The sequence below is a fragment of the uncultured Senegalimassilia sp. genome (assembly GCF_902464545.1).
Taxonomy (GTDB): domain Bacteria; phylum Actinomycetota; class Coriobacteriia; order Coriobacteriales; family Eggerthellaceae; genus Senegalimassilia.
In genome coordinates this window covers 62,934-75,568 of the sequence record NZ_CABQJR010000003.1, presented here as the reverse complement: position 1 = coordinate 75,568, position 12,635 = coordinate 62,934, and the positions used below count along the sequence as shown (strand labels likewise).

At 65.3% G+C, this 12,635-nt stretch carries 8 protein-coding genes; 3 read left to right on the top strand and 5 right to left on the bottom strand.

What is annotated here, in order from left to right:
* Window positions 1-94: 94 nt before the first annotated feature.
* The 3 genes from RDW26_RS01535 (at window position 95) to RDW26_RS01525 (ending at window position 4,267) form a co-directional block, all read left to right on the top strand.
* Entirely contained in the window at window positions 95-916 is an 822-nt protein-coding gene (locus tag RDW26_RS01535) for a hypothetical protein (RefSeq protein ID WP_307982231.1), read from the top strand.
* A gap of 163 nt (window positions 917-1,079) precedes the next feature.
* Window positions 1,080-3,044 (top strand): UvrD-helicase domain-containing protein, encoded by a 1,965-nt coding sequence (locus RDW26_RS01530; protein WP_307982230.1) that lies wholly within the window; start codon window positions 1,080-1,082, stop codon window positions 3,042-3,044.
* Between the two features lie 416 nt (window positions 3,045-3,460).
* Complete coding sequence (locus RDW26_RS01525) at window positions 3,461-4,267, top strand: amidohydrolase family protein (protein ID WP_307982229.1); 807 nt, start codon at window positions 3,461-3,463, stop codon at window positions 4,265-4,267.
* 163 nt (window positions 4,268-4,430) lie between these two features.
* On the opposite strand, the gene RDW26_RS01520 is transcribed toward RDW26_RS01525, so the two are convergent.
* The 5 genes from RDW26_RS01520 to menC all read right to left on the bottom strand — a co-directional run bounded on the left by RDW26_RS01520 (window position 4,431) and on the right by menC (window position 12,593).
* Window positions 4,431-5,753 carry a hemolysin family protein gene (locus tag RDW26_RS01520; protein WP_307982228.1) on the bottom strand — a complete coding sequence of 441 codons (1,323 nt, stop codon included), beginning with the start codon at window positions 5,751-5,753 and terminating at the stop codon, window positions 4,431-4,433.
* A 180-nt stretch (window positions 5,754-5,933) separates the two neighbouring features.
* The gene (locus RDW26_RS01515; protein ID WP_307982227.1) at window positions 5,934-7,274 is read right to left on the bottom strand and encodes a nucleobase:cation symporter-2 family protein; all 1,341 of its coding nucleotides are present in this window, start codon (window positions 7,272-7,274) and stop codon (window positions 5,934-5,936) included.
* The gene (locus RDW26_RS01510; RefSeq protein ID WP_298628405.1) at window positions 7,271-7,849 is read right to left on the bottom strand and encodes a xanthine phosphoribosyltransferase; all 579 of its coding nucleotides are present in this window, start codon (window positions 7,847-7,849) and stop codon (window positions 7,271-7,273) included. The genes RDW26_RS01515 and RDW26_RS01510 overlap by 4 nt, the downstream gene beginning before the upstream one ends.
* 45 nt (window positions 7,850-7,894) lie before the next feature.
* Window positions 7,895-9,415: a basic amino acid/polyamine antiporter gene (locus RDW26_RS01505; RefSeq protein WP_307979782.1), complete on the bottom strand. Its 1,521-nt coding sequence runs from the start codon at window positions 9,413-9,415 to the stop codon at window positions 7,895-7,897.
* 328 nt (window positions 9,416-9,743) lie between these two features.
* Entirely contained in the window at window positions 9,744-12,593 is a 2,850-nt protein-coding gene (gene menC, locus RDW26_RS01500) for an o-succinylbenzoate synthase (RefSeq protein ID WP_307982226.1), read from the bottom strand.
* Between the last annotated feature and the right edge of the window lie 42 nt (window positions 12,594-12,635).

The window sequence follows — 12,635 nt, the reverse complement described above, 5'->3', positions numbered from 1 at the left end:
GGACAACCTGGGGCGGGCCCGAATCGGGCAGCCCGCGGGGCGTTCGCCGAACGAAGAGTTAGGGGTAAAGGACATGGCACAACCAAGGCCTTCGATGACGCTGATACTGGACCTGGACGAGCGCGTGGATTCCGAGGAGCTGCGCCTGGAGATCGGCCGCAGCTACGCCTACGTGGGGTCGACGCTGGTGCGCACGCACGCCGCCGCGAGCGAGGACGCCCCGGTGGAGAACACCATGCGCATGTTGGTGAAGCTGGGCACGCGCCAGTACCTGGCGGCCGGCGAGGAAGGCTCCGACGAGCTGTGGAACGACGTGATGCGCGATTGGTTCCGCAACCAGTTCCGCAAGCTGGGCAACCAGGCGCTCATCTACAACAAGCGCCAGAAGGAGATGGAGGACGGAAGCGAGCTTGCGTTCACGTGGCTTGAGGTGGACCTGCAGAACGGCACGCTGCCCGTGCGCCTGCACATGGACGACGTAAGCGGCATCGCCGAGGACGCCGCCGACATGCTCTCGCTCGTGCGCGACGCCTACAATGAGGGCAAGCTGGGCGATGCCGGCTCGATCGCCCGCGTGAGCATGCCCTCCGACGAGGATTGGGCCGCGCAGGTGGAAGCCGGCGCCGTCGCATTCGCCGAGCGCAAGGCCGCCGAGGAGGCAGCCGCCGCCGAGGCCAAGGCAGCTGCCGAAGCCGAACGCGTCGCCGCCGAAAAGGCCGCCGCCGAGGCGTTCCTGGAGTCGCCCGAGCTGGTGGAGGCCGACGCGCGCGCCGCTGCGGGCGAAGGCACCGTCGACGGCGGCGGCATGGAGCCGCCGGAGCTTGTGTTCGAACTTGATGAGCCTACGTTCACGCCGACGTACCGCACGTGGACCGTGGAGTATACTGACGGCACGAGCAAGGTGTTCGAGGCCTAAGGGCCTTGCGGGGCGCGCGAGCGCGCCCCGCCCACGAACTGCCGCGCCCGCCAGAAGGCGCCGCCTGCGCGGCAACGCCTTCGCCACCTTTTGAAAACCGCCCCGCCGCGTGCCGTGCGCGCGCGACGGGGCCCCAGATAGCCGCTACCGAAGGGAGTTTCACATGATAGATACCATCGCCGCATTCGATGGGCGCCTCGCCAAGGTCGAGGGCGCCGAGCGCAGCGGCAAGACGCAGGCGCTCGTGGCGCACTGCGCGCACCTTATCCAGAACGGGGAAGCTCCCGCATCCATCTTGGTAGCGGTCACCAATGCCTTCGCAGCGCAGGCCTTCCGCAAGCGCCTGCGCCGCGCCCTTCCCGCCAATCTCATCGGCGCCGCCCTGTCGGTGCGCGTGTGCACCGCGCTCGACGCCGCCGTGTCGGTGCTCGACGAGCCCGCCGCCCGCGAGGCCACCGGCCGCGTGCCGCGCATCCTCAACAGCGCCGAGTACAACTTCTTCCTGGAGGATCTGAAGACCATCGGCGAGCATCCGCGCAAGCTGCGCAGCATGCTGGGCTTCCTAGACCGCAAGATGGCCGGCTACGAGCCGCGCGAGGAGTGGAACGCCGGCACCGCGGCGGACAACCTGCTGGCCTACGCCACGCGCATCCTGAAGCTGCGCGGCGCCATGCTTGCCGGCGAGGTCCCCATGCTGGCCGCCGACTTCCTGAAAAGCGATGCCGGCGAGGGCGCTCGCGGCAGCTTCGCCTACGTGTTGGCCGACGACTTCCAGAACTTCTCCCACGCCGAGCAGACGGTGCTGTGCCTGCTGGCCGACAAGCAGATCATGGTGACGGGCAACCCCAACCAGATGATGTCCAAGCGCGGCAACCACCCCTACATCGAGGGATTCCTGAAGTTCGAGGCCGTGCGCCGCGACGTTGAGGTGTTCCATCTGCAGGGCGCGTTCGGAAACCCGCAGGTCATCGCGCTGGCCGATGCGCTGTGCACCGAGGGCGACATGGATAGCGCTTACATCGCCGGCACCGCCACGCCCATCGAGCGCGCCGCCGGGGCCGAGGGCCTGCCGCAGGGCGTGCAGTCCATCAAGTGGAACACGCCCGAGGATGAGCTCAACGGCCTGACGAAGTACCTGCGCAAGCTGATGGACGGCCAGGAGGACGCGCGCGAGGCCAACACCTGCGTCGTCGTCCCCAACCGCCGCTGGGCCGTGATGGTGGAGAAGATGCTGCGCCGCCGCGGCTTCAACGTGTCCGCTGCCGGCGCCGCCGGCACGCTTGCAGGCGACCCGCGCGACTCCACGCGCTCCCGCGCGCTCGTGGCGTACACGAAGCTGGGCCTGCTGGCCGACCCCACCGACATGATCGCGTGGCGCAGCTGGTGCGGCTTCGACAACGCGCTGACGAACTCCGACGCCTGGATGGGCCTGCAGGACTTCGCCGAGGCCGAGGGCCTTACGCTATACCAGGCGCTCCAGCAGATGGGCAACGCCGGTTTCGGCGCGAAGGAGCCGTTCCTGCGCGCCCGCACGTTGGCAGAGAAATGGCGCTCCGGCCAGGACTTCCTTGAGAAGAACGCCACGCGCCGCGGCTTCGGCCTCATGAAGGCCATCGGCGCCGAGGGCATCAGCGAGTTCGAGGCCGTCGCCGCCGATATGGTGGGCGACGAGACGGCGAAGACCCTGCTCGAGCTCGAGCAGGCCGCCATCTCCGACCCGGTGTGGACCGAGGACCCGCACGTCGTGCACATCTGCCTGCCGCAGAACCTGTGCGGCACCGAGTACGACAACATGTTCGTGGTCGGCTGCATCGACGGCTTCTTCCCGCAGCGCAACGCCTTCGAGGTGATCAGCACCGACGGCGAGCGCAACCGCATCATGGACTCCGAGCGCCGCGACTTCATGGGCGGCGTGGCGAAGGCCAAGCACCTGCTGGTGCTGTCGCACTTCAGCAAGGCCGAGCTTGAGCTGGCCGAGCGCACGAAGATGCAGGTGGTGCGCGTGAAGAGCGAGAACGGCAAGCGCATGGCCATCGTGCGCCCGTCCTGCTTCCTGAGCGAGGCCGGCGACGCCGCCCCCACCACCATGGGCGGTCAGGCGCTCCTGGCGGAGTACGGCTTGAACTAGGCCGCAACCGGATATGAGCGGGCTTGCGCGGATCGCGGCCCGCAGGCGCAGGGGGCGCGGCACCAGCCGCGCCCCCTGCGCACGTTTCGAGGCTGCACCTTCCAAACTTCTGGGCGGTTTTGCAGGCGATTTCGAGGTAATTTGGTTTTCAGCATGATTGTGACCTGGGGTTTTACCTTCGGCGAAGCAAAACAGCCCCTTCAAACTGCCCAGAAGTCCGGGAGGGACGGACAAATCCGACCCTTTTTTCTGCAAAACCGCCCAGAAGATCTACTCGTATGACAGCGTCCGCATGATGCGCAGCAGACCGGTAGCCAAAGCATGATTGCGATACCGGCAGATTTCCCGAAATGTCCGGGGAACCTGGCTTTGCGCTGCCGTACAATCGGGGAAGTTTTCAGATGAGGAGTTGCATTATGGCCGTTATCGATGCGCATGCGCATATCTATCCCGACAAAATCGCCCCGAAGGCCGTGGAGGCCGTCGGAGACTTCTACAACGTTGGCATGTTCGGCGATGGCACGGCCGACGGCCTGCTTGCAGCGAAAGACCGCGCGCCCATCACGCATTTCATCGTGCACTCCGTGGCAACCACCGCGCACGCCGTCACCGCCATCAACGACTTCATCGCGAAGCAGTGCCAGGCGCACCCCGAGTTCATCGGCTTCGCCGCCATGCAGCAGGATTTCGAGGACCCCGCAGTCGAGCTGCAGCGCGCCGTCAAGCTGGGCCTGCGCGGCGTCAAGCTGCACCCCGACACGCAGAAGGTGGACATGGACGACCCGCGCCTCATGGAGGTGTACGCCATCTGCGAGCAGCTGGGGCTGCCCGTAGTTATCCATACGGGCGACTATCGTTACGACTTCTCGCACCCGCGCCGCCTGGTGAACATCCTGCGCACGTTCCCCGACCTGGTGGTTGACGCCGCGCACTTCGGCTGCTGGTCGCGCTACGAGGTGGGCTACGACATCCTGCACGAGGTTGCCATGAACGACCGCGTGTTCCTTGACGAGTCCAGCTCGCAGTTCTTCCTGGGACAGCGCCGCACGGTGGAGCTCACGCGCATGTGGGGTACCGACCGCATCATGTTCGGCAGCGACTTCCCCATGTGGGACCCCGCCGAGGAGTACCGTACGCTCACCACCGCCGGATTCACCGAGGACGAGCTGGAGAACATCCTATGGCACAACGCCGAGCGCTTCGCCGGCGTGAAGGTCGAGTAGCAGGGCGAACGCGCGGTTGAAGCCGCGAATGTGCAGCTGCCAGGTCGGTTCGCCCCGAACCCCGACTCTCCGCAAGGCGCGCTCCGCGCCGAGCTCGACAAGAACGCCGGACGGAAAACGATGCACGGCAAAACGAAGGCCTCCCGGTTGGGAGGCCTTCTTGCTATTCGTCTTCCTCTTGCTTGGGCTTCGGGGTGAGCACCAGCTTCACACGGTCGACGCGATGGCGGTCCATGCGCACCACGGTCAGCTTCGCCGTGGCCTCCTTGCCCTCGAGCGTCAGGCTCTCGCCCTCGGAGGGGATGCGGTCGAGCACGTCCATGATCAGGCCGCCGAGCGTTTCGCAGTCCTCGGCGTCCTCGGGCGTGAAGCCGATAAGCTCCTCAAAGTCGCCCACGGCCATGCCGCCGTCGATCATCATGGTGTCGTCGGTGAGCTTCTTCACGAGCTCGCTGTCGGCGTGGCGGTACTCGTCATCGACGTGGCCGACGATCTGCTCCATGATGTCGGTCATAGTGACGATGCCGGCCGTGCCGCCGTGCTCGTCGACCACCACGGCGATCTTCGTGGAGCCCTCCTGCAGCACCTGCAGCAGCTTCGCCACGGGGATGCTCTCGGGCACGGCCTCGATGGTGCGCACCGGCAGGTCGTCGATGGTGGAGCCCTTCTGCATCAGGTACAGGTCCTTCACGTGCACGAAGCCCACGATGCGGTCCTTAGTCTCGCGGCACACGGGGTAGCGCGTGTACTTGTAGCGCGTGACCAGCGCCATGTTCTCCTCCAGGGAGTCCTCGAGGTCGATGCACACCAGGTCGGTTCGCGGGGTCATGATGGCCTCGGCGTCCTTGTCGCCCAGGTCGAAGATGTTGTCCACGAACTCGTTCTGCTCGGGGTCGATGAGACCGCTTTCCGTGGACTCGTCGATGAGCAGCTTGATCTCGTCGCCCGTGTACACCTCGCGCTCGTTTGCCGGGTCATGGCCGGTCAGGCGCACCACACCGTTGGTGATGCCGTTGAACAGGATCATGATGGGGTAGGTGATCTTGTAGAACGCCATGAGCGGCCCGGCCGTGAACAGCGCATAGCGCTCGGTTGCGAAGATGGCGAACGATTTGGGGATCAGCTCGCCCACCACCACGTGCAGCGTGGTCATGATGAAGTAGCCGATGGCCACGGCCACCACGCTGATCAAGGCCTCGGGCAGGTGCAACATCTCGAACAGCGGGCGGATGAGAGCGGAGAACGCGGGCTCGCCCAACCAGCCCAATGCCAGCGACGCCAACGTGATGCCCAGCTGACATGCGGACAGGTACTGGTTGACGTTCTCGGCAATGTACATGGCGCTTTTCGCACCCTTCTTGCCTTGCTCGACGGCCAGCTCGAGCTGGGATTTTCGAACGCGCACCAAAGCGAATTCGGCGATAACGAAAAACGCGTTCATAGCCAGGAACAAAACGACAAGAATCAGGCTTAAGCCTATGTGCATAAAAGCGGGTCTCCTTATGTCGGGTGCATATCAAAGAAGCGGGCACTTGGCCCGCCTCCCAGCCCTCCGGCGTGCCGGAGGCTTGCTAATCAGGTAGCTCTTCTATTTTGGCATGCGAACCCGCATTCACAGGGTTCCTTTACGCTATATCCAAAAGTCAGGCCGCGTTTTACGGAACCGTTACTTTTCGGAAGCCGCGGCGTTGACCTCCATGTCCCGGGGCAGCACCAGGTTCGCCACGACGGCGACCAGGAACACCACGGCCACGCAGTTCTGCGCGAACACGCTCTGCACCAACTCGGGGAAGCATGAGAAGATCTCGGCGACCTGGGTGAAGCCCACGCCGATGGCCAGCGACAGCGCCGCGATGACGATGTTGCGCTGCGAGAAGCCGGCGGAGGCGATCATCTGGAAGCCCGCCACGATGATGTTGCCGAACATCATGATGGTGCAGCCGCCCAGAACGGGCTCGGGCAAACTGCTGAACAGCGCGCTGATCACGGGGCAGAACGCCGCCAGGATCATGATGCACGCGCCCGTGGCGATAGCCTTGCGGTTGACCACCTTCGTCATGGCCACCAAGCCGACGTTCTGCGAGAACGACGTGATGGGCATGCAGCCGAAGCAGCCGGACACCGCGGAGACGAAGCCGTCGGCGGCAATGGAGCCGGAGAGCTCCTTGTCGGTAACGTTGCGGTTCAGGCCCGTCTGGCACACGGCGGTGGTGTCGCCGAGCGTCTCGGTGGCCGACACCAGGAAGATGAGGGTGACCGAGATGATGGCGCCAAGATCGAACTCAGGCGCGAACGGCATGATGGACGGTGCGGCGAACAGCTTGATATCGGAGAACGAGCTGAAATCGACAGCACCCAACGGGATGGCCACGATATAACCCACAACCAGGCCGAACAGCACGGACAGATGCTTCTGCTTGCCTTTCACCAGGCACTGGAACGCCAAGCAGGCGACCAGGGACACCGTGCCGAGCAGCAGGTTGCGCGGGCTGCCGAAATCAGCCGCACCGCTGCCGCCGCCGAACGACGTGGCGCCCACGGAGAGCAGCGAGAAGCCGATGGAAGTGACCACCACAGCGGCGACAATGGGGGTGATGAGCTTGCGCCAATACCGCGCGAACAGGCCCAACACGCCCTCGATGCAGCCGCCCACGATGATGGCGCCCATGGCGGCACCCATGCCGTAGGTAGCCACCACACCCGCGAGCACGGTGACGAAGGTGAAGCTGATGCCCATGACGATGGGCAAACCGCTGCCCAAGCGGCCGATGGGGAAGAGCTGGATGAGCGTGCCGATGCCGGCGATCAGCATGGCGGCCTGGATCATGCCTCCGGTGGAGACATCGTCAAGGCCGGCGGCGCCGGCGATGATCATGATGGGCGCCAGATTGGCCACGAACATGGCCAGGATATGCTGGATGCCGTATGGCACGGAACGGATGAGCGGAACATCGCCGTCAAGCTTGAGCAGCTCGTCGTGGTCGAAGGGCTTCATATGCAAGCTCATCGGCGGAATTCGATCTCACCGGTTTCGGGGTTCATGGACTGCACGATGGCCAGCGACTCCAGGTGATAACCGCGACGGCGCAGATCATCGCCACCGGGCTGGAAGCCCTTCTCCACGGCGATGCCGATGCCCTCGACCGTAGCGCCAGCTTCCTCGACCAGGTCGATAAGGCCGTTCAGGGCGCAACCGTTGGCCAGGAAGTCGTCGATGAGCAGCACGTGATCGTCGGCGTTCAGGAACTTCTTCGACACGATGACGTCGTAGATGCGCTGATGCGTGAACGACTGGATCTTCGTGGAGTACACGTCGCCATCAAGGTTGATGGACTGGCTCTTCTTCGCGAACACCACCGGCACGTTGAAATGCTGTGCCACCACGGCGGCGATGCCGATGCCCGACGCCTCGATGGTGAGGATCTTGTTGATGGGCGCGTCGGCGAACAGGCGCTTGAGCTCCTTGCCCATCTCGTTGAACAGGTTGATGTCCATCTGGTGGTTCAGAAAACCGTCCACCTTCAGAACGCCTTCCGACTTCACCACACCGTCGCGCCTGATGCGCTCTTCAAGCAGTTCCACTGTCTTATCCCTCTTCCGATTCCTACCTATACCATGCGGCTTGCGCTAAATGGAAACCGTTCCCGTGACCAGCAGGCCGATCGACACGATGGCCGCAATGAGGATGACGGCGGCCACCACGCGATCGAGCGTGTTGTCCAAGAACGGCTGGCTACGCTCCTTCTTGCCCTTGATATATAGCAAGATGCCAGGAGCATACAGGATAGACATGAGTGTAACGCCGACGGCGCCGCTTGCCCATGCAAGGAACACGCTGTAGATGACGCCGAGGACGGCGAACACGCGCCAAACGGGCACGGGAGCGCCCAGCTTACCTTTGAAGGAATCGGCCTCGGTAAAGGCGACCTTCGCGAAATACGCGGCCGAAAGCAGGTACGGCAGCAAGATCATGCCGGCGGACAGCGCGTAGAAGAACTGGTACGTGCTCTCCGAGAACAGCATGATGACGAGGAACACCTCGATGATCAGGTTCGTGACGACCAGCGTGACGATGGGCGCGCCCTTCTTGTTCACACGGGCGAACGCCTTCACGAAACCACCCTGAGCCGCCGCCTCGTAGGGGCACTCGGCGGAGAGCACGGTGTAGCCGAGCATGGCGCCCACCAGGGACAGGACCACACCGCCGTTGATGAGTGTGGCGCCCCACGGGCCGACGGCGCGCTCCATGACGCCGGCAAGGGCCGGGTTGGACAGCTCGGACAGCTCGGAGAGCGGCATGACGCCCATGGACAAGGTGGAGACCAGCAGATAGATGGTGAGCACGCAGACGAAGGCGATGACGGTGGCCTTGCCCACGTCGCTGTCCTTCTTGGCGCGGCCGGAGATGGCAACAGCGCCCTCGATGCCGAGGAACACCCAGATGGTGACCATCATGGTGCCGCTGACCTGCTCGAAGAACGTCATGCCCTCCATCGAGCCGTGCGCCATGTTCTCCATGAAGATGTTCACGTCGAACTTCTGGAAGAAGATGATGGCGGTAAGCGCGACGAAGATGGGGACGAACTTGCTGATGGTGATGATCAGGTTGACGCCCGCAGCCTCCTTCACGCCGCGGCTGACCAAAAACGCGTAGAACCAGATGATGCAGCTGGCCGCGATGACGGAGGCCAGGTTGTTGCCCGTGCCGAAGACGGGGAAGAAGTACGACAGGGCGCCGCACAGGAGCGCGGAGAAGCTGACGGTGCACAGGATGGCCGAGATCCAGTAACCCCAGGCGCTGTTGAAGCCCAGGAAGTCGCCGAAGCCGGCGGCAGCATAGCTGTAGATGCCGCCCTTGAGCTGGGGCTTAAGGCGCGACAGCGCGAAAAACGTCATAACCAGGCACAGCACGCCCACAGCCGAGATGCCCCAAGCCGTGAGGATAGCGGCACCGCTGGCGCCATGGGCCGCCTGATCGCCGGACAGCGTGAACACGCCGGCGCCGAGGATCAGCGTGATGACCGACGCCACTAGACGGAAAATGCCCAGCTTGCCGTGATGTTCCATATCATGCAGCGCGCCGGACCCGGTTGCCACCGTGCCGGAAGCGGCCATAGAAGCGCCTGCCGCTTCGTTAGCGTTGTTCATCGAACCCTCCTCGTCAGAGTAAATAGTTCTCACCACTATACCCCACACGAGGCTATATAAAGGATTCGTAAAGGATATTTTCCGATGCAAATGAATAATGCCTGGGGTGTATGCGCGGTTTTGCGTAAGGCGATTCACACGGCGGGGCACGCGCGAAGCCTGGCCGGAGACGCAGGGCGACGCGTGCCAAGGTCGCGGCCGCGTGGGAAGCGGCTCTGCGCGTCAAGAACGCAGCGGCCCGAAAAGGCGAGCACCGTTCGCCGGAACGGCGACGACCCGAGGGGAACGATGCCTCGGGCCGCCATGACGCCGCCGGGGACGGCGAGCGCTATTCGTATGTCTGCTGGTCGATGAGCACGCGCGACAAGGCCGATCGGTCGAGCGTGCAGCCCAGGCCGTGCTCATGGCCTCGACGCTCGAGCGTGACCATCCCGCGCTCCACCGTGTACGGCGGATCGGTGACGTCGACGTCGAAGTAGCGCGAGGTAGCGCCGATGTCGCCCGCGTCGACCACACCGGGCAGCATCTGGAACGCCGCATGCATGCGCCGCGAGATGCCGGTGTCGTACATGCCGCCCATCCACACGCTCATGCCGCGCGCGTTCGCCATGCGCACGAACTGCAGCGCAGGCTGGATGCCGCCGAATTTCCCGACCTTGAGCGCGTAGCACTTCAGCTCCTGGTGCTTGAGCGCCTTCGCCAGATCGCTTGCGGTGAAGATGGACTCGTCCAGGCACACCGGCGTTTGGATGCGGCGCTGCAGCTGGGCCAGGCGCGCGAACAGGTCATGCGGGCCGTTGGCCGGCGTGCGCCGCGGATCGAGGGGCTCCTCGATCCAGGCGATTCCCAGCGCATCAAGGCCGCGCAGCACGTCAAGGTCGCGCTCGGTGAAGCTTTGGTTCGCGTCCAGCGATATGACCAGGTCGGGGAACGCCTCGCGCACCGCCTGCACGCAAAACGGCGCCGTGCCCGGCGTCACCTTCAGCTTCACGCGCGCATACCCGTCGTCCACGCAGCGCTGCACGGCGGCCAGCGTGTCGGGCACCGAGCCCACGGGTACGGCGGCCCCCGCCGACGCCGATGCAGGCCGGCCATCTTCGGGCGCCTGCCCGCCGATGAGCCGCCACAGCGGCTGGCCGACGATCTTGCCGTACAGGTCCCACAGCGCCGGCTCGATGGCCCCGCGCGCCATGGGCAGCGCGTCGGCGCCCGGGCACGCCGCCAGCAGGCCGTCCGCCTCGGAGGGGTGCAGGAGCACCGTGTTCAGCACCAAGGGGATGAGCTGCTCCTGCAGGATGCGCAGGTCCTGGTCGAGCGTTTCAGGCAGATACCAGTCGGTGGGGAAGGCCGCGCACTCGCCAAGGCCCGTGCGGCCGGCATGGTCCACCACTTCCACCAGCAGCGATTCGCGGAACGACAGCGTCCCCTTCGCCGTGGCGAAGGGCTTGCGGAACGGCAGGCGGATGCGGTACAGGTTCACGCGCTTGACCTCGATGCGCTGCTCGTAGAGCTTGCGCAGCGCCGTGCGGTCCACCTTGCCGATACCCGTGCGCGGGAACGCATCCAGCACGAACAGGTGCTTGGGCTGGTACACACGCGACAGCTGGGACGCCACGCTGCGCGCCGCCTCCTGGGCGAATATGCGGTCGGAGACGGTGCGGCCGCGCTGTCCCGCGACGCTCGAGGCGACGGAGGCGGACAGAGACCTGGGCAGGTCGAAGGCCGCATCGCGCTCGATGAAGCCGACGGGGCGGCGGCCCCACTTCTCGTCGGGAGCGCCGAAGATGTAGGCGTCGGCCACACCGGGCACGCGCAGCAGCTTCTCGCGGATTTCGGCGGGATAGACGTTCTCTCCGCCCGAGATGAACATGTCGTCGGTGCGCTCCTTGACGTACAGCTTGCCGTCGGGCGCGATCGCCGCCGTGTCGCCGGTGAGGAAGAACCCGTCGGCCGTGTAGGCGGCCCGCGCGTTGAGGTAGCCGGAGAACAACCCGGGGCCGCGTACGGCAAGGCGGCCGAACCCGTCGGGACCGGCGTCCACGATGCGCGCCTCGTAGCCGGGAAGCAGCTGCATGCCGCCCGTGAAACCGGGCAACACCAGGGAGTTTGCGATGTTGCTGGACGTCTCGGTCATGCCGTAGCTGGCGTACACGCGGGCGCGTGCGGCCAGGGCGCTCCCGAGCGTCTGCGCGTTCAGCGGGCCCCCGCCCAGCAGGATGCACACGTAGCGGCGCAGCTGGTCGGCGTTCGGCGCCGCCAGCATGTCCTGCAGCATCTTGTCAACCACCGAGATATGGGTGGCGCCGCGACGGGCGGCATCCGCCAGCACGCGGCGGGCGTCGAAGCGCTCGTAGAGGATGAATGGGTTCGCGTTCAGGAAGCTGCGCACGACCATCTGCAGGCCGCCCACGTGGTACAAGGGCAGCGCCGCCTGCCACAGCCCCTCGCCGCGGCGGTTGAGCGAGGCATTCGAAACCGCCGCCGAGCCGCACAGGTTGTCCCAGGTCAAGGGCACGGCCTTCGAGCGGCCGGTGGTGCCGGAAGTGAACATGACCACTGCCACGGCGCCATGATCGAACACATGCGCGCCGCGTTCGGCGAAATGGATGACGCTTTCCACGGCATCCTGACGAGCGACGTCCTCGCGGCGGCGCGCCGCCGCCTGGCGGCCGTGGCCCGCACGGCCGAGCGCGCGGGTGGTGCGGGCCTCGGCCGTGGCGATGTTGGTGCGCGCCGTAAAGGCCGTGCGCTGCGCATGGCCGCGGCCATGGGAAGCCGTCTCAGCGGTGCCGGTGGCCTCGTCGGCCACGGTTTGCAGCAGGTGCGCCGCGTTCGACATATCGACGGTGTAGGCGATGTTCACAGCGCGGGAGCGCTGCAGGTCGAGCAGGCGCGCCTGCTTCTCGGCATCGGTCAGGCGCGTGTTCATGGTGATGAGCGAGAACCCGCCGTAGGCGGCCACAAGCAGCATGATGACGAAGGCCGGGTTGTTCGGCAGGTCGATCACCACGGCATCGCCTGGCTCGACGCCCCTTCGACGCAACAAGCTGGCCAGGCCCGCCGCCATCATGCGGGCTTCCCTATACGAGAACGCTTCCACGTTCCCTTCCTTATCGACAAACGTGAAGCACGTGCGCTGCGGGTTCTGCCGCACCATGCCTTCGAATACGCCGATCATGAGGGTTCTGCGCCTACCTTTACCTTGAACTACTGAAACGAC

Bases quoted from the DNA above. Each gene is read 5' to 3' on its own strand.
- RDW26_RS01520 (WP_307982228.1), bottom strand. From the start codon at position 5,753: ATGCACATAGGCTTAAGCCTGATTCTTGTCGTTTTGTTCCTGGCTATG.
- RDW26_RS01530 (WP_307982230.1), top strand. From the start codon at position 1,080: ATGATAGATACCATCGCCGCATTCGATGGGCGCCTCGCCAAGGTCGAG.
- RDW26_RS01525 (WP_307982229.1), top strand. From the start codon at position 3,461: ATGGCCGTTATCGATGCGCATGCGCATATCTATCCCGACAAAATCGCC.
- menC (WP_307982226.1), bottom strand. From the start codon at position 12,593: ATGATCGGCGTATTCGAAGGCATGGTGCGGCAGAACCCGCAGCGCACG.
- RDW26_RS01535 (WP_307982231.1), top strand. From the start codon at position 95: ATGACGCTGATACTGGACCTGGACGAGCGCGTGGATTCCGAGGAGCTG.
- RDW26_RS01505 (WP_307979782.1), bottom strand. From the start codon at position 9,415: ATGAACAACGCTAACGAAGCGGCAGGCGCTTCTATGGCCGCTTCCGGC.
- RDW26_RS01515 (WP_307982227.1), bottom strand. From the start codon at position 7,274: ATGAGCTTGCATATGAAGCCCTTCGACCACGACGAGCTGCTCAAGCTT.